General features: G+C 46.9%; 13 protein-coding genes and 3 tRNA genes. All 16 read right to left on the bottom strand.

Features of this window, described 5'->3' with window-relative positions:
- Window positions 1-11: 11 nt before the first annotated feature.
- The 16 genes from mmuP to NOM90_RS17490 all read right to left on the bottom strand — a co-directional run bounded on the left by mmuP (window position 12) and on the right by NOM90_RS17490 (window position 17,511).
- Complete coding sequence (mmuP, locus tag NOM90_RS17565) at window positions 12-1,391, bottom strand: S-methylmethionine permease (protein ID WP_255943851.1); 1,380 nt, start codon at window positions 1,389-1,391, stop codon at window positions 12-14.
- Between the two features lie 274 nt (window positions 1,392-1,665).
- Window positions 1,666-2,631: an alpha/beta hydrolase gene (locus tag NOM90_RS17560; RefSeq protein WP_255943849.1), complete on the bottom strand. Its 966-nt coding sequence runs from the start codon at window positions 2,629-2,631 to the stop codon at window positions 1,666-1,668.
- Window positions 2,632-2,640: 9 nt separating this feature from the next.
- The gene (map, locus tag NOM90_RS17555) at window positions 2,641-3,387 is read right to left on the bottom strand and encodes a type I methionyl aminopeptidase (protein WP_255943847.1); all 747 of its coding nucleotides are present in this window, start codon (window positions 3,385-3,387) and stop codon (window positions 2,641-2,643) included.
- 152 nt (window positions 3,388-3,539) lie between these two features.
- Window positions 3,540-4,631, bottom strand: coding sequence for an SGNH/GDSL hydrolase family protein (locus NOM90_RS17550; protein ID WP_255943846.1), 1,092 nt, complete (start codon window positions 4,629-4,631; stop codon window positions 3,540-3,542).
- Between the two features lie 134 nt (window positions 4,632-4,765).
- The gene (locus NOM90_RS17545; protein WP_255943844.1) at window positions 4,766-5,806 is read right to left on the bottom strand and encodes an NAD(P)-dependent alcohol dehydrogenase; all 1,041 of its coding nucleotides are present in this window, start codon (window positions 5,804-5,806) and stop codon (window positions 4,766-4,768) included.
- A 215-nt stretch (window positions 5,807-6,021) separates the two neighbouring features.
- Entirely contained in the window at window positions 6,022-7,854 is a 1,833-nt protein-coding gene (gene glmS / locus NOM90_RS17540) for a glutamine--fructose-6-phosphate transaminase (isomerizing) (RefSeq protein ID WP_255943842.1), read from the bottom strand.
- A gap of 142 nt (window positions 7,855-7,996) precedes the next feature.
- Window positions 7,997-8,185 carry a hypothetical protein gene (locus NOM90_RS17535; RefSeq protein WP_255943841.1) on the bottom strand — a complete coding sequence of 63 codons (189 nt, stop codon included), beginning with the start codon at window positions 8,183-8,185 and terminating at the stop codon, window positions 7,997-7,999.
- A 232-nt stretch (window positions 8,186-8,417) separates the two neighbouring features.
- Entirely contained in the window at window positions 8,418-9,758 is a 1,341-nt protein-coding gene (gene glmM, locus NOM90_RS17530) for a phosphoglucosamine mutase (protein ID WP_255943839.1), read from the bottom strand.
- Between the two features lie 109 nt (window positions 9,759-9,867).
- Window positions 9,868-11,490: a CdaR family protein gene (locus NOM90_RS17525; RefSeq protein WP_255943837.1), complete on the bottom strand. Its 1,623-nt coding sequence runs from the start codon at window positions 11,488-11,490 to the stop codon at window positions 9,868-9,870.
- Entirely contained in the window at window positions 11,483-12,316 is an 834-nt protein-coding gene (gene cdaA, locus NOM90_RS17520) for a diadenylate cyclase CdaA (protein ID WP_255943836.1), read from the bottom strand. The genes NOM90_RS17525 and cdaA overlap by 8 nt, the downstream gene beginning before the upstream one ends.
- Window positions 12,317-12,528: 212 nt before the next feature.
- Window positions 12,529-13,149, bottom strand: a complete 621-nt coding sequence (locus NOM90_RS17515; protein ID WP_255943834.1) for a zf-HC2 domain-containing protein — start codon at window positions 13,147-13,149, stop codon at window positions 12,529-12,531.
- A gap of 148 nt (window positions 13,150-13,297) precedes the next feature.
- Complete coding sequence (sigW, locus tag NOM90_RS17510; RefSeq protein WP_037291506.1) at window positions 13,298-13,870, bottom strand: RNA polymerase sigma factor SigW; 573 nt, start codon at window positions 13,868-13,870, stop codon at window positions 13,298-13,300.
- 304 nt (window positions 13,871-14,174) lie between these two features.
- Window positions 14,175-16,970, bottom strand: a complete 2,796-nt coding sequence (gene ppc, locus NOM90_RS17505; RefSeq protein ID WP_255943829.1) for a phosphoenolpyruvate carboxylase — start codon at window positions 16,968-16,970, stop codon at window positions 14,175-14,177.
- 292 nt (window positions 16,971-17,262) lie between these two features.
- Window positions 17,263-17,336 (bottom strand) — tRNA-Gly (locus tag NOM90_RS17500).
- 7 nt (window positions 17,337-17,343) lie between these two features.
- Window positions 17,344-17,417: transfer RNA gene (locus NOM90_RS17495), tRNA-Pro, on the bottom strand.
- A gap of 17 nt (window positions 17,418-17,434) precedes the next feature.
- Window positions 17,435-17,511: transfer RNA gene (locus NOM90_RS17490), tRNA-Arg, on the bottom strand.
- Window positions 17,512-17,589: the final 78 nt, after the last annotated feature.

Here is a 17,589-nt window from a genome sequence, read left to right as displayed (position 1 = left end):
GTCTTCCTCCTTCACTGCATGGCTTTTCGTTTAGCTGTGACGTAATAAGCGATATAGCAGATCACAATAAACGGAATCCCGCAGTACAGCGCAATCCGCTGCGTGGGGTCAAAAGCGATTCCGACACACGACAACAAACAAAGCAAAAACGATACGATCGGCACGACCGGATACCACGGCGTTCGAAATTGTAAATCTTTTACCGAATGACCTGCTTTCACATACGCGCGACGGAAAAAGAATTGCGACAAGCTAATGCTCATCCAGACGGCGACAACCGCAAGCCCTGAGATCGACACCAGTGCGATATATACCGTTCCCGGTGCAATGATGCTCGACAGCAAAGCCAAAGCTCCGCCCGCCATGCTGAGAATCAATGCGTTCATCGGAACGCCGCGCGTATTAATTTTAGACAACGAGCGCGGAACCGTACCTTTGTCTGCAAGCGACCATAACATCCGGGAAGACGCGTATAACCCGGAATTTGCAGCCGATAAAATAGCGGTCAAAATCACAAAGTTCATCACATCTGCCGCGTATGGAATTCCCACCCGATCCAATACCGCGACAAACGGGCTTTCGAGTACACCAGCTTGATCCATAGGCAGTAAAGCCGACAAGATCACAATCGTTCCAATAAAAAAGAGAACCAGGCGAAGTAAAGTCGTTTTGATCGCTTTAGGAATCGTGCGTGCAGGATCAACCGCTTCTCCGGCTGCAATCCCGATGAGTTCTGTACCCGAAAAAGCAAAATTCACCGCAAGCATCGTAAGTAAAATCGCCCAGGCTCCATTCGGGAACCAACCGTTTGCGGTCAAATTCGAAAATAACGGCGCCGTGCTTTGTCCTTCCATAGGCACGATTCCGAATACAGCCGCAGCTCCGATCACAATAAAAGCGACAATCGTCAATACTTTGACTAAAGAAAACCAAAATTCAGACTCCGCGAAAAAGCGTACGCTGCTTGCATTCAAAAAGAAAATTAACGCCGCAAACAAAGCACTCCAGATCCAGACGTTAATATCCGGGAACCAGCGCTGCATCAATAACCCTGCGGCTGTGAATTCGGAGCCAAGCGCGACGGTCCATGTTAACCAGTACAACCAAGCCACCGTATAACCCGTAGCAGGTCCGATATATTTGGCGGCATAACTATGAAAAGCACCGGTTTCCGGCATTTGTACCGATAACTCGCCCAGACATAACATCACCAAATAGACCGCGATCGCTCCAACCAAATACGACAAGATTGCTCCGATCGGTCCCGCTTGCTGGATCGTATAGCCCGAACTTAAAAACAATCCGGTTCCGATAACGCCGCCAAGCGATAACATCACCACATGCCGTACTTGCATCTTGCGTTTGAACTCTCCACCTTTTTCCTGTTCCATCTCACTTCACCACTTTCTCGCCGCATACAAAAAACGCCTTTTTGTTCAAGACGCCTCAGAAATACGTCCCTGCTGGCTTCAACGATTTTTCAAACCAATATACCGGGGCGAACATGACGTGTCAACTATTTTTATTTATTCCTTCACCGCATTGAATCGTCAGTCAAAAGAAGCACCTAAACCTTCAAAAATAAAAACGATTTCGCTTATAAATAAAAAAAGATCGACGAGGATCGTCGACCTTTAGATCAAAATATGGAGCTTTATTGGATACTTATTTAGTCTCTGTGATCCACGTTAATCCTTCTGCCAAACGAACCGCAAAATCTTCCGGGTAATCGTGACCTATTCCGTTTACGACTTTCAAGCGAGCTTTCAACCCTCGATCTTGCAGCCCTCCGGTCAATGTGCGAGAAGCTTCGCGTCCTTCTTCGTCGTCTGCGCCCGCAATCCATACGCTGCGCGGCGTTCGGTCTTCCAATCGCTCTAGCGCTTCTACCCATTCGGCGGCATCGTCAAGCCACGGCGAGACCATCAGCAGCCCATCGACTTGAAGTTCGTCATGAAGCAGTGCATTTAAAGCCACTTCCGCTCCTGTCGAAAAAGCGCCTAGAACAACTCGGCGATCAGAAGATGCCGAATCTTGCAGCATACTCTCCATATGCTCGCGCAGTTCCGCAGCACCAAGATCGATATCGTCCCAGCCATGCGCATCGGCAAATTTGATTTGCGAAGAACGTACCAGTCCGACCGTCCAGCCTTGTTTCACTGCCGATTGCCAGAAAACTTCGGTATCGCGCTCATTTTCTTGATCACCATGAAGTACAAGCAGCACGCGGTTCGCCGTAAGTCCGGCTTCGCTTCCTCCACTTGCCGCAGGCTCCGGCTTCAAGACCTTAAGCCCAGGAGCCGCTTGTTCCAGCGCCGCTTCCTCGCGTGCTTCGCATAGCTCCACAAGCTCCGCAAACCCCGCTTCGCTGCGCAGCGAAGCCAGATCCTCATCTTCCCGCAAATAGTCTGCGGGATACCAGAAGCCGCGCTCCTTCACCGCTTCGCTCAGCAGCGCAAACGCTGTACCCGCTTGCCCCGAAGCCGCAGCCAGCGCATACAGCAAGTTCATATGGCGCGGATCGCCCGGTTCCCCGTGCTCCCGCGCCCAAGCATACGCCGCTTCTGCGCCCGATTCCTCGCGCAACGCCAAGACCTGATTAAACAAAGTCGTTGCTGCTATTTTGGTCATCTTTCGCTCCTACTTCGTTAAAATGATCGGCTCGCCTTTGGTGATGATCATTGTATGCTCATATTGCGCTACCAGACTGCCGTCGTCTGCTCGCAGCGTCCAGCCGTCATGCTCGTCTTCGACCACTTCGCGCGCATTCGTCGAAACGAATGGCTCGAACGCGATAACCGATCCTTCTTTCCAAAGATCGCTATCCGTCGGATCGTAATAGCTCAAAATATATTCCGGTTCGTCATGCAGCGAAGTGCCGATCCCGTGCCCCGTCAACGTCTCGATAATGTTAAAGCCATGACGGCGTGCGACGTTATAAGCCGCTTTGCCTGCATTATTGCGTTTCGATCCGGCTTTGATTTTCGCCGCTCCCGCTTCGAAAGCTTCGACAGCCGCTTCGCACAATTCAACCAGACGCGGATCGCCTTGACCCACGACAAACGATACGCCGGTATCCGCAAAATACCCGTCGCATGAAGCGGAGACGTCTACATTGACCAAGTCGCCTTCTTGAATGACGCGCTCGCCCGGAATGCCGTGGGCTACTTCTTCATTCACGCTAATGCACGTATAGCCCGGGAAATCATACGTAGATTTCGGAGCGGATACCGCGCCGTGTTCTTTGAACAATTCCGCCGCGCGCAAATCCAAATCGATTGTGCGTACACCCGGCTTCGCCATTTCTTTCAATTCATCGCGGATCAACGCGACAATACGCCCGATTTTTTTCAGACCTTCGATTTCTTGCTCTGTTTTTGCTATCATTATTCTTCTCCTTTTTCCGGTTATGCGATACATTTTTCCAAATCGCCGATCGGTATATGGTATCTAACCCTATCCTCTATTATACCACTGCGCGGCATAGGTTTCTCCTGTCCATGCAAAAAAGGCTTTAGGAAGATTCCTAAAACCTTAGCTCACCATCCCAATGTCGTTTTCAACTCTTGCGTCAATCGCTCCGCCATTTTAATATTGCCTTGCGCCGAAGGATGCAGCTGATCGGTGTAATCGCCTGCGGCTTCCGATAACCAACCGTTTGTCGCGATGATATGCAGCTTTTGATCGCCCGCTTTTTGACGAATCGTAGCCGCTTCACGACTTTCTTTATTCATATATCCATTCAAAGGCAGCAATACGACCAACTGCGTACGCGGATAGATCTGTCGTAGTTTTTCCAAAAATTCAACGTACGTCGCTTGGAAAGTATGCGAATCGATATTGGCGCGAGCGTCGTTAGTTCCAATATTAATCACGACGACGTCCGGTACAGACTTGGCTGTATCCCAAGCCGGTGACTGTGCATAATCGAGCGTCTCAAGCTTAAAATATTGCTCACTCATGCCTGAAGGCGGTAATCCGTTACATGAAATGCCGTCAACCAGACATATTCCGGTATAGGCAATTTGCGTATGATCTGCATTCAATTGTTCGCCGGTAAGCCAAGCATACGATTCAATCGAGACGTTCGGCGTTTTGTAGCCAACCGTAATCGAGTCGCCTATAAATTCGATCAGACGATCTCGCTTTGGCGGAGCGATCGTTTGTGCTCCTTCGTCGAGTAGCAGCCCTTTAAAAACGATGACATCTCGAATATTTCTCGTTACGACCGTTAACGTATGATTGCCGCTGCTTAGAGGCTCGGGCGTTAAATTCACGGTTCCGTACGCATTTTTGTATAGCTGAAAAGGTTCTCCGTCGATCGAGGTATATAAATCCGAACCCGCAGGGCCATAAGGTGTTCCTAATCTTAGCCGCACACTGCCCCCCGTAAAAGCTGTCGTAAACGAAGTACCTGCCCAGTAGCCCCGATACGTATCTGGCACAGAATCGTCCCAACGCCCGACATAGTGAATATGCGGATCATCCGGTCCAACCGCAGACATATTCGCATTCACATGGTGAATCGAAGGCGAGGCAAACCATACGGTCGCGATAAGTAAAGCGATAAATGCGAAAAGCCGACCTTTTTGAAAAGATCGCTGTGGCAACAAAGGTTCATGCTTATTCAATATTTCCGCTCCTTTAAGTAAAAAGAAAGATCGATTTGATTATAGCGTGTTTCGAAGCGAAATCCAGCAGGCATTACAAAAAAAGACCTACCGAGGGCGGTAGGTCTGATGTTCAAGTGATCTTGAAGCGATTTTTACAATGTCGAAATATCGATCACAAAACGATATTTTACGTCCGAATTCAACACGCGTTCCCAAGCTTCGTCGATCCGGTCTGCCGAGATCACTTCGATTTCTGGAGTGATTCCATGCTCAGCACAGAAATCCAGCATCTCTTGAGTTTCGCGGATACCGCCAATCGAAGATCCTGCGAACGAACGGCGCTTGCCGATCAACGAAAAGACTTGAACCGGAAGCGGCTCAGCAGGAGCTCCTACGTTAACGAGCGTGCCATCTACAGCCAGAAGCGACAGATACGCGTTCATATCGAGCTGTGCGCTCACGGTATTGATAATTAGATCAAACGAACCGGCAAGCTGCTTAAATGTCTCTGCGTCGCTTGTGGCATAGTAAGCACTTGCTCCAAGCTTTAGCCCATCTTCTTTTTTCTTCAGCGATTGCGACAATACGGTTACTTCGGCGCCCATCGCATGAGCAAATTTCACAGCCATATGTCCCAGACCGCCGAGACCCACAACCGCGACTTTTTTGCCTGAAGCTGCATCCCAATGACGCAGCGGAGAATACGTTGTGATTCCTGCACACAGCAGAGGAGCTGCCGCTTCTAACGAAATATTGTCCGGAATTTTCACGATAAAATCTTCGGTAACGACGATATGGCTTGAATACCCACCTTGTGTATATTGACCGTAGCGGTCAACCGAACCGTAAGTTCCAGTCATTCCTTCCAGACAATACTGTTCTTCGCCGTCATGGCAATGAATACATTTGCCGCAAGAATCGACCATGCAGCCTACGCCAACGCGATCGCCGATCGTGTGTTTAGTCACTTCCGAACCTACGGCTGCGACGACACCCGCAATCTCATGACCCGGAACGAAAGGATATTGAACCGGTCCCCATTCTCCTTTTGCGCTATGAATATCGGAATGGCAAATGCCTGCGTATTTAATCTCGATCAGTACGTCATGCGGATGAAGTTCCCGACGTTGAATTTCAGCAGATTGGAACGGCTGATCCGCCCCGTATACGACTTTAGCTTGAGCTGTTGACATCTAAAAACCTCCCGGAATATTTCATGTATGATTGCTCACTTATTCATTTTACCCTGTTTTACACTTGCTTAGTCAAGCAAAGATAAAAGAGACCAAAAATACAAATCAAAAATAAAGATCAAATAAAAAGGAACTCCCTTATCGCTTTCGCTAAAGGGAGTTCCTTTTGTGTTTATTTCAGTTTGTGTTTATTTCAGTAAAATCGAAGCAAGTTCCTATTCTACAGTTACACTTTTCGCCAAGTTACGTGGTTTGTCTACGTCCAGACCGAGAGCCAACGAAGCGTAGTAGGACAGCAATTGCAGAGCAATAACCGACAACGAAGCCGTCAGAAGCGGCAATGTTTTTGGAATCGTGAATACGGAATCGACCGATTTCAACAATTCTTTTGCATCTTCTTCGTAGCAGATTGTCAGAACAACGCCGCCGCGAGCTTTAACTTCTTTAATGTTGCTCACTGTTTTTTCGATCAGCGATTGTTCCGTTGCCAAAGCAATAACCGGTACGCCGTCTTCGATCAGCGCAAGGGTTCCGTGCTTCAATTCGCCAGCGGCATACGCTTCGGAATGAATATACGAAATCTCTTTGAGTTTCAATGAACCTTCTTGAGCGGCTGCATAGTCCAAACCACGTCCGATAAAGAACAAGTGTTTTTGCGAAGAGAAGCTTTCTGCATGAGCTTTTGCTTCCATTTCACGTGCAAGAATATGCTCGACTTGCTCAGGAAGAGCTTGCATCGCAGCCAAAGTCTCCGATACTTGTTCTTCCGTTTGCGTACCGCGCACTTGTGCGAAGTACAGACCGAGCAGATAGAACGCAATCAATTGCGACGTATACGCTTTTGTCGAAGCTACCGCGATCTCAGGGCCTGCAAGCGTCGCGATGACATCGTTAGCATCACGTGCGATCGAGCTGCCTACAACGTTCGTGATTGCCAATACATGCGCACCGTTTGCTTGTGCTTCACGCAAAGCTGCCAGAGTATCCGCTGTTTCACCGGATTGGCTCACGACGATCACCAAAGTATCTTTGTTCACGATTGGTGAACGGTAACGATACTCGGAAGCCACGTCTGTTTCGACCGGAATACGTACCAGGCGTTCGATTACCGTGCGTCCGACCAGACCTGCATGGTAAGCCGTACCGCAAGCGATGATTTGTACGTTGCGGATATTTTTAATCTGCTCGTCTGTCATATGGAAATCAGGAAGCACAACTTTTTTCCCGCTTTCGTCTACGCGTCCGCGCATTGTATCTTGGTAAGCTCTAGGTTGCTCATGGATTTCTTTGTGCATGAAGTGCTCATAGCCGCCTTTTTCAGCGGTAATCGCATCCCATTCGATATGTGTCATTTCCCGGGTAATTTCGTTGCCTTCGATCGTCATCAGCTTCACGCTATCTCTTGTGAGCAAAGCCATTTCGCCATCGTTCAAGATATATACGTTACGTGTATATTTCAAGATTGCTGGAATATCCGATCCGATAAAGTTTTCATCTTCGCCAATCCCGATAATGAGCGGGCTTGCATGACGAACCGCTACAAGGCGATCCGGCTCATATTCAGTCAGTACACCCAGTGCGAATGCACCGCGCAGATGTTTGATTACATTTTGAACCGCTGCAACGATATCCCCTTGATATTCGCGTGCCAGCAGGTGAGAGATAACTTCTGTATCCGTCTCGGATACGAATTCAACACCGCTTGCCATCAGTTCGTCTTTGAGTTCCAGATAATTTTCGATAATGCCGTTATGCACGACCGAGAACTTTTGCGTTTCATCCGTATGTGGGTGCGAGTTCACATCCGAAGGTTTACCGTGTGTTGCCCAGCGTGTATGGCCGATTCCTGCCGAACCGACCAATGGAGCGCCTTCTAATTTGTTTTCCAAATTCACCAGACGTCCCAGCGCTTTAGAGACTTTTAAGCCTCCGTCTGTATAAACCGCGATACCCGCCGAATCATATCCACGATATTCAAGCTTGGAAAGCCCTTCGATCAAAATGTCCTGTGTATTTCTTGGTCCAATATATCCTACGATTCCACACATAATTAATATCCTCCGCTCATCATTTGGGTTGAGGTCTATAAAGCTTGAGCGGATGATTGAATCCCAAAAACTTATGAAGCACAGACTGATTTCTTGATAAAAAGACAGAATGATGCCTTTGATGTACATGAAATTTCAAAATCTACGCACCGAAAGCAACAATCTGTCCTTTTTCGGCTACATAAGCTTTCGCGGCTTCAACTTCCGCACGACAAGCTTTATGACTTTGCATCCACGAATTCGTTTGTGCGGACAGTCGCCTGTCCGTTTTTCGAAATTCGCTTACGGTTTGATGCGATACCGGAAGGTCCCCGCCGAATATTTCGAACACCTCCACCTCGTCAGCTTGAATCGCACATACCCGTTAAATCACTATCGATCTAGCGGCGTCCCGATCTGGCACTCAAGCTCTGGCGCTTATGAATCTAACCTCACATTCCTCTCTTTCTTTTCAAAGTGATGCAATCTTCAAAGTCGAATGCTGAATAAAAAAAACAAGATGCTCACCTGAACGCAAGCGAGCACCCCGTTATTATATGACATCGAACGTAGGTTTACAACTTTTATACCAATTCTCGGCGTACGACGTCTGCAATCTGACCGACAACGCGGTCTAATTGGTCTTTATCCGGGCCTTCTGCCATAACCCGAATCAAAGCTTCGGTACCGGAAGGGCGTACCAATACGCGACCTTCGCTGCCCAATTCTTGCTCAACAGCTTCGACTGCTGCCAAGATCGCTTGATTGCCTTCGTAATTACGTTTGTCTTGAACGCGTACGTTTACAAGCAACTGCGGATACTGACGCATCATCGTTTTCAATTCGCTAAGCGGTTTGCCTGCGGCAACCAGTGTATCCACCAATTGAATCGCTGTGAGCATTCCGTCGCCTGTCGTGCCGTGATCAAGGAAGATCACGTGACCCGATTGCTCGCCGCCCAGGTTATAGCTTCCTTTACGCATCTCTTCCATCACGTAACGGTCACCTACTGCGGTTTTGAGCGTATTCAAACCTAGTTTTTCTGTCGCTTTATAGAAACCAATATTACTCATAACCGTGGTCACAATCGTACTTCCGTTCAATTTGCCTGCACGGTTCAGCGCATCGCCGCAAATACACAAAATATAATCGCCGTCTAACACGTCGCCTTTTTCATCGATCGCAATCAGACGATCCGCATCGCCGTCGAACGCCAGACCGATCTGCGCGCCGTGCTTCAATACTTCTTCGCGAAGCGTTTCGGGATGCGTTGAACCTACGTTATCGTTGATATTCAAGCCGTTTGGCTCGGCACCGATCGCAATCACTTCTGCGCCTAGATCGCGGAACAAGTGCGGCGCCAGTTCGTAAGCCGCTCCGTGCGCGCAATCGAGCACGACTTTCAGACCGCTGAAAGAATTCGACACGGTTGTTTTCAAATAATCCAGATAAGCAAATTTCGAAGCTTCGTCGTTGACCACGGTTCCAAGTCCAGCTCCTACAGGGCGCGGCAGCTCATCAACTTCAGCATCCATCAAAGCTTCAATCTCAAGTTCAGTTTCGTCGGACAACTTGAATCCGTCTCCGCCGAAGTATTTGATACCATTATCTTGTACAGGATTATGCGACGCAGAGATCATTACGCCGGCATCGGCTTTAAGCGTCCGAGTCAAATAAGCTACGGCTGGAGTCGATACGACGCCAAGACGTACAACATTTGCTCCGATCGATAGCAATCCTGCGATTAACGCCGATTCCAACATCAGACCGGAAATACGTGTGTCCATGCCGATCAGTACAGTAGGTTTTTCTACTTTACCTGCTAATACATAACCTCCACAGCGACCTACTTTGTAAGCCAACTCCGCAGTAAGTTCTTGGTTTGCGACCCCACGGACGCCATCAGTTCCGAAATACTTTCCCATATCGATTCTTGTTCTCCTTTTATTTCAAACCACGTGCATAGAGACGATTGGACTCTCTGCTTCGTATTCGAATAATCATAATGTATGTGACAACTTGGTAGGGGCGACGCTAAGGCGTTGCAGCCTCGCCCCCGGTATCGGTGCCAGTGCCAGAATCCGGTTTGTTATCATCCGGGTTCGTACCTTCACTTTGCCCAGGTGGATTCTGTCCTTGACCATTATCGGTCGAGCCTTCGCTTGGTGTATCCGATGGTTCTTCTTCGGTTCCCGGCGTTTCCGTATCCGATCCATTTTGCGCTGGCGGATCTGTCGAGCTTGGAGGGTCCGAAGGTGTCGAGCCTGATCCTGAATTCGATCCCGAACCAGAGTCCGGTTCATTTCCTGTCTCGGTATTCCCACCATTTGAAGGTGTGTCTGTACCGCTAGATGGATTAACTTCGGGATTATTTTCTTCCGGAGGTTGAGTCCCTGTCTCAGATTCTCCGCCTGTGATCTGAACTTTGATCGTAGGGGATGTATTATCCTCAATCCGAATATAATTCGGCAGATCAACTTTGAGTTTAACATCTTGTGCTCCGGCTTTGAGCCCCGTAAGATCAGCAGTCAACCGAATATCGTCGGCTGTCACTTGATCCAGCAGACTTGAAGCACCTACGATCGTAATATCCATTTTACCAGACTGCGGATTGGTGATGGTTGCTTCACTTCCATTAGCAAGACCGGCTAACGTGATCGGAATATCAGCAATCGTTTTTTTCTGGTAAGGCACGATAGTCACTTTATAGTTAACCGAAGCCGGAACAATCCGATCAATCCCTTCAGGCGGGCTTAACGATTCCGTATACGTCGTCTCACCTTCTGCCGTCACGCGATCCAAATTCAATGTTACCGGCGGAAAACTACTCAATTGATCTAACACTTCTGATGAACCGTATAAGGTCACTTTTTGAGCACTGGCTTGCACATCCGACACAATCATTCCGTCTGGTAAATCCCCACTGTAGCTGATATTCAGCGGTAACGTTTTGGAAGACACATTATCGCTGGATGAGATCGGAATTTGAACTCTGAGCGATGACGGTTCAATTACCGCATCGTCTAACACTTTTCCGTTTTGGGAGTATGCTACAAGTTTGATTCGACCTGCTACGTCTCCATTTGATCCTTCAACACTAATCTCGCCTTGAATCTTTTGGACTTGCTCCATTTCGCTTTCTGGCAATGTCACTTGCACGGTATTTCCTTCTTCAAAGATCGGATCAAGCTTCGTAAATCCTTCTGCCGGTACGCCTGTAGTCAGCACGACCGCATCAAACGATTTTGTCACTTTTTCTTCTACGGTTATCGTCACTTTTGACGGTTCAATCGATAACAGACTTACACCAGGCGGCGGATCGAACTTCAATGGAACGGTATATTGCCCCGGCTTTTCGATATTACTCAAATCCATTTTGACTTGATATTCGCTGCTGCTTGGCAAAGACGTAAGCTGTGACACTTGCCCAGATACATTCACATTCACTTGCTTCGGGCTTACCGTCTTTAATACATATTTATCCTGATCAAATCCATACGGTTCGATCCCTACATTCGCAATCGTCGTATGATCGCCCTGACTGCTTCTTGTAATGGTAGGCGTATCCGTATCGACATGAACCATTGCCCAAAGAATGAGGGCTACAGCAAGCGCGATGATTTTTGCAGCGGTGTTGTTTGCCAACCACTTATCCATTCGGCTCGTCCCCTTTCTTTCTCCAGAACAAGCCCTTTTTCTCCTTGATCGAAGCATTGGATTTCAGCAACTCATATAACTTGGACACTAGCGCTTCTTCACTGATGTCACGTACAACTTTACCGTCTAGCGCAAGCGAAACTTGCCCCGTCTCTTCAGACACGATCACAGACACAGAGTCTGCGACTTCGCTAATTCCGATTGCTGCACGGTGCCTTGTTCCAAGTTCTTTACTGATAAAAGGATTTTCCGACAAAGGCAGATAACAGCCAGCCGCAGATAACACGCGATCCTGAATAATCACTGCCCCGTCGTGTAAAGGCGCGTTCGGTGTAAAAATATTATTTAAAAGTTCTGACGTCACGACCGACTTCACTGGAATCCCCGACTCTACGTACTCGTTAAGCCCGGTATTCCGTTCAAAAACAATCAAAGCTCCGATCTTGCGACGGGACAAATAAGCCACCGACTTCATGAGTTCGGCGATCATTTGCCCGACTTCCGCTTCGTCTGCACTGTTGCGACCGACAAACTTGCCGCGACCCAATTGTTCAAGACCACGACGAAGCTCCGGTTGGAAAATAATAAACAGCGCAACGACGCCGAATGTAAACATCCGGTCCATTAACCACTTTAATGTGTATAAATCTAACCAACTACTAATTGCCCATACAATGACTAAAACCAAAATTCCTTTTAGCAATTGAACGGCGCGAGTTCCGCGTACAAGCAAAATCAATTGATACACAATATAAGTAACGATCAAGATGTCCGCGACATCCTTGATCGTATCTTTCACTGTTAAATTTGTAAGATAATCCATCATGACCCCAAGCCCCCGTTATCTTCGTCTATCTTAGGCTGCTGGTATTGAAGTAGATCCACCGGCTCACCAAGCTTCGGCACCGAATGCCGGTTCGGATTGTAGTTCGGATTGATACCTATAGGTTATAACGTTCGTGCTTGCGTTGCAAGCCGACTATCCTTTTACAAGCAAAAAAAGGCGCTGCCTCATCGAGACGCGCCTGTGGGTACAGCTTACTTATACGCTACTTCTGAAACAATATTGCCTAACTTGTACCAGACCCAATCCAACGCTTGATTAATATCTTTAACTTGCCCTGCTACATGTGCCGTCGAAGCTTGATACGAAGTCCCGTCAATCACCGTCACATTTCCTTCAACATCACCGTAGATTCTCAATTCTCCACGTTCTACCGTAAGATCTCCGCCAATAATCGTACCTTCCGGGACAGTAACCGTATTGCCTTCTACTTGAACACGATTCAAATCATTGCCTTTGAGCACAAGCTGAGTATCCGCATTCCAAAATCCGATCGACGTACCTACCATAATCAAAATAAAAGCTGCTGCCGCAGTCAATGCCGGGTGTCGACGTATCCAACTCCATGCGGGACTATGTTTTTTAGGCTGAGGAAGAAAACTCATAATGCGATCGGTCATATCTTCAGACACGGATAGCGATTCGGATTTACGATTTGCTGCGAACAACATCATCTCGGTTTCTTCGAGACGCCGAAAAGCAGCACGACATTCAGGGCAGGTATCAAGATGACTTTTCAATTGAGCTTCCTGCTCCAAGGGTAGATCTTCGTCCAGATAATCATGCATGAGCAAGACGGCTTGTTTGCATTCCATAAGAGCCAATCCTTTCGTAAAAACTCGGTAAAATCTGATCTAAACCTTATCGTGCCCTTCTTAATACGCCGCATCTCGACGATAGTTTCAGTTGGAGCCGATAATTTTTTTACTTTTAAAAAGAACAGCATAAAAAAACCGAAATCGCTTAGTGTTGCTGCGATTCCAGCTTTTTACGCAAAAACTCGCGTCCACGGTGCACACGCGTTTTGATTGTCGTTACCGGCATATCAAGCACATCGCTAATTTCTTGTAACGAAAGCTCTTGCAGATAACGTAAAATCATGACCGTCTTATACTTTGGAGGTAATCCGTCGATCGCTTCGTGAATCGTTGTGCGCGTTTCGGAAATCATGTACTCCGTTTCCGGTGTACGGTTATCGCCCGGTATCAGTGCGTAGCCATCGGCACCGTCCTGATCGCCAATTTCAGCATCAAGCGAATATGTAGGTTTTCTTTTTCTTAAGCGGTCGATGCTCAGGTTCGTTCCGATCCGATAAATCCAGGTCGAAAATTTCTGTCCAGGATCATACCGATCCAAATTTCGGTAGACACGCAAAAATGTCTCCTGAACGACATCTTCCGCCTCATGTCGATTGCTTAGCATTCGATATGCGAGATGAAAAATTCGATCCTTATAAAGATCAACGATTTCGGCGAACGCCCTCTGGTCACCTTTGAGCGCAAGTTTCACCAATCTCGTTTCCAGATTGTCCACCATGTCTCCCCCAGACTAAGCCTGTTAAGGCAAGCATTACATCCGACCGATTCGGTAACACATCTCTTTTTCGACAGCATCGTGATCTACAAAGATACTGTGAACCGGTCGATTTATGCGTATGTTCAAATCGTAATTCATGCGGCGTTAAAAAGCAACACTACTGCTGTAACTTCTTCCAACCCCTTACAAAAGTTAAGAAACTGAAAAACTTCTAACTTCTTTCCAAAAACATCAAAAAAACCGTATCTTTTAATAAAAAGATACGGTTTTTGAAAAGCATATAATGATAAAGTTTGAGGTTGGATCAACCTGTATTACGAAGCCCGGCTGCAATACCGTTAATCGTAAGTAATACTTCACGAATAAGTTCTTGATCTTCCGGTCTGCCTTGATCTCGCAATTCACGCAGTTCCGTCAACAACTGAACTTGCAAGTAACTGAGTGGATCAACGTAAGGATTACGCAGTCTGATCGACTCTTGGATAACCGGTACATTATCAAGAATTTCTTGTTGTCCTGTAATGTCCAAAATCAGCTGCTTCGTCAAACGGAACTCTTCTTCGATCAATCCGAAGATTCGGTTGCGACTTTCGTCGTCCCCATACATTGAAGCATATTCTTTCGCAATGACGAGATCCGCTTTGGCAATCGCCATTTGCAACGAATCGATCAGCGAAGTAAAGAACGGGAAACTCGCGTACATTTCTTTTAATACGACAAGATTTTCCGGTTTGTTTTGATAAAAGCTTTGAATGCCTGTTCCAGCTGCATACCAAGCCGGTACCAGATAGCGCCCTTGCGTCCAAGCAAATACCCATGGAATCGCACGCAAGTCTTCAAAGCGATCACTATTTTTACGTTTTGCCGGACGAGAACCGATATTCAATTCACCGATTTCCGATAACGGCGTAGCGCCTTTGAAGAAAGACAAGAAATCCGGATCGCGGAAAATCAAATCTTGATATTTGTTCAACGATGCTTCGGAAATACCTCTAGCAATATCTTCCCACTGACGTTCTTCTTCCATATAAGAAGTATCGGTCGCAGCTACTGCGGATTTGAGCAATGCCGATGTTGCCTGCTCCAAACTGCGATAAGCAATCCCTTTTAAAGAATAACGAGACGATAACACTTCGCCTTGCTCCGTAATTTTGATACCTGCTCCAACGGTATGTGGAGGTTGAGCCAAAATACTGCGATTCAGCGGCATTCCGCCTCGACCGAGCGACCCTCCTCGACCGTGGAAAAACTTCAGCTTAATATCGTAAGACGAAGCCATTGCCGTAATTTCGTTCAAAGCGACACGAAGCTCCCAGTTTGCCGCTACGGTACCGCCATCTTTACTACTATCCGAATACCCGAGCATAATCTCTTGTTGGTTATTCATAGCTGTAACCGATTCACGATAGATCGGAATATCGAATAGACGTTTCATAATGCCGCTCGCAGCTTGAAGATCGTCAATCGTTTCGAATAAAGGTACCGCTTGCAAAGTACAAACGACAGTTCCATCGGTATGTTTACGGAAAAGACCGACTTCTTTTGCAAACACCATGACTTCGAGAATATCGCTAGAAGCTTCCGCCATACTAATCAGATAGCTGCTGATACAGTTTTTACCGAACTCATTTTGAGCTTCGAATACGGTCCGATATACTTGCAGACACTCTTCTGTGCCCTCGCTATAGGTCTGGTAAGGGGTAGTCAACGGCCGTGGATCTTCCAGCAGTCCGACTAACAACTCCACTTTCTCATCTTCGGATAGCTGCGCATAATCGGTCACGACATTCATACTATTTAAAATCTCGGTCATTGCTTTTTCGTGCTCTTGACTATGTTGACGAATATCAAGAGCCGCTGTATGGAAACCGAACAATTCAACTTGACGCACCAATTTTTTGATCGCACTATCTGCTACATAATCGGCATGGTGATAACGCAAACTACGGTCGATGATCTGCAAATCTTCAATCAGTTCAGCCGGAGTCGAGTAGCGATCAGGAGAACCTTTTTTCTCATCGTTAAGTACGTTATCGAGCTTGCGCATCATATACGTTAATTTCACGCGGTAAGGCTCGTTATCGTTATGCCAATACGCTTTTGCGTCCACAACGACATTCTCTCGATCATGTTCGATCGACTCTAGCAATTCCGGCGTCACTTCAACGATGCTACTCGTAAAGCTCAGCATTTGAATCATTTCTTTAAGGATACTGTTATATTCCCGGATCGCGAGCTTACGCTGCATTTGTAGCGTCTGCCACGTTACGTTTGCTTTTACGGATGGATTACCATCACGGTCTCCACCGATCCAAGAACCAAAACGCAAATAATTCGGTACATGCCAATCATGTTCCGGATAATATTTAGCCAAGCAACGTTCCAACTCTGCATAGACATCCGGCAACACATGGAATAGCGTCTCATGGAAGTAATACATCCCGTTACGCACTTCATCGAGTACAGTCGGTTTGCGATCGCGCAATTCATCAGTCTGCCACAAGGTAATAACTTCGTTCAGCAGCTTTTCCCGCAATTGTTCGCGTTCTCTGAACGTTAGCGAAGGATCATCAAGCTGCATCACGTCTGCTGCAATACGCTTATGAATATCTAAAATCACTCGTCGTACAGCTTCTGTAGGATGGGCAGTCATAACAAGTTCAAGTGATAAGTTTTGCAAAAAGTTCTCGACATCTTCATAGGAGAAGTTTTGTTCTTTTAGTTGCTGAACCGAGGTTTCGATTGAACCTGGTTGTGCAGCTTCACCAGCAGATCGTTCATAGTCACGTTTTCTACGAATTCTATGGTTTTGTTCCGCAATATTAACAAGTTGAAAATAAATCGCAAATGCACGTATCACCTGATGTCGAATATCCGGATCAAGCGAATCAATTTCCCGTTTAAATTCTTCGTGCACTTCAGGCAGATAAATCGCGCGAAGCGACTTGCTTAATTCACGAATCTTCTCAACCTTATCCAAAAGTTCTTGCCCGCTATGGTGAACAAGCACTTCTCCAAGAATATTCCCCAGGAACCGCACATCGCGTCTGAGCAGGTTGTTGGAACTGCCTTTGCTAGCGGTTACCGTCAGTTCAGTCATGTTACTCCTCCTATCTGTCTGCATTGCATACTTACTCATGTCACATCTTCATCACATCATACAACAATTCATTTGATAAATCTTCATTTTATAATGAAAAAGCGACTAAGTAACTGTAAAATTCAGACCTCAAAATGATCAAGTAAAACTAAAAAATATTATGTAGAAATAAAGAGTTCCCGCTTTAAAACTGCACAGAAAGAAAGCAAATGAATATAAGAAAATAGCGTTCCTAAGAACGCCAAGGGTATATAGCAAAAAAGACCGATTACGGTCTTGGCTTTATAAAAAATGGAGCGGGTGATGGGAATCGAACCCACGCTATCAGCTTGGAAGGCTGAAGTTCTACCATTGAACTACACCCGCAAAACAATCGGGATGACACGATTTGAACATGCGACCCCCTGCTCCCAAAGCAGGTGCTCTACCAAGCTGAGCTACATCCCGATATTTGTTGTAAAAAATGGCGCGCCCTAAGAGATTCGAACTCCTGGCCTTTTGATTCGTAGTCAAACGCTCTATCCAGCTGAGCTAAGGGCGCAAAAAATGGAGCGGACGACGGGAATCGAACCCGCGACCCTCGCCTTGGCAAGGCGATGCTCTACCGCTGAGCCACGTC

Origin of the sequence: Saccharibacillus sp. JS10, from assembly GCF_024436065.1 — a bacterium.
Classification (GTDB): Bacteria; Bacillota; Bacilli; order Paenibacillales; family Paenibacillaceae; genus Saccharibacillus.
Note: the sequence above shows the minus strand (reverse complement) of the source record. Positions and strands in the feature narration are given on the sequence as shown.

Bases quoted from the DNA above. Each gene is read 5' to 3' on its own strand.
- NOM90_RS17560 (WP_255943849.1), bottom strand. From the start codon at position 2,631: ATGACCAAAATAGCAGCAACGACTTTGTTTAATCAGGTCTTGGCGTTG.
- cdaA (WP_255943836.1), bottom strand. From the start codon at position 12,316: ATGATGGATTATCTTACAAATTTAACAGTGAAAGATACGATCAAGGAT.
- ppc (WP_255943829.1), bottom strand. From the start codon at position 16,970: ATGACTGAACTGACGGTAACCGCTAGCAAAGGCAGTTCCAACAACCTG.
- glmS (WP_255943842.1), bottom strand. From the start codon at position 7,854: ATGTGTGGAATCGTAGGATATATTGGACCAAGAAATACACAGGACATT.
- glmM (WP_255943839.1), bottom strand. From the start codon at position 9,758: ATGGGAAAGTATTTCGGAACTGATGGCGTCCGTGGGGTCGCAAACCAA.
- mmuP (WP_255943851.1), bottom strand. From the start codon at position 1,391: ATGGAACAGGAAAAAGGTGGAGAGTTCAAACGCAAGATGCAAGTACGG.
- NOM90_RS17525 (WP_255943837.1), bottom strand. From the start codon at position 11,490: ATGGATAAGTGGTTGGCAAACAACACCGCTGCAAAAATCATCGCGCTT.
- NOM90_RS17545 (WP_255943844.1), bottom strand. From the start codon at position 5,806: ATGTCAACAGCTCAAGCTAAAGTCGTATACGGGGCGGATCAGCCGTTC.
- NOM90_RS17515 (WP_255943834.1), bottom strand. From the start codon at position 13,149: ATGGAATGCAAACAAGCCGTCTTGCTCATGCATGATTATCTGGACGAA.
- sigW (WP_037291506.1), bottom strand. From the start codon at position 13,870: ATGGTGGACAATCTGGAAACGAGATTGGTGAAACTTGCGCTCAAAGGT.
- map (WP_255943847.1), bottom strand. From the start codon at position 3,387: ATGATAGCAAAAACAGAGCAAGAAATCGAAGGTCTGAAAAAAATCGGG.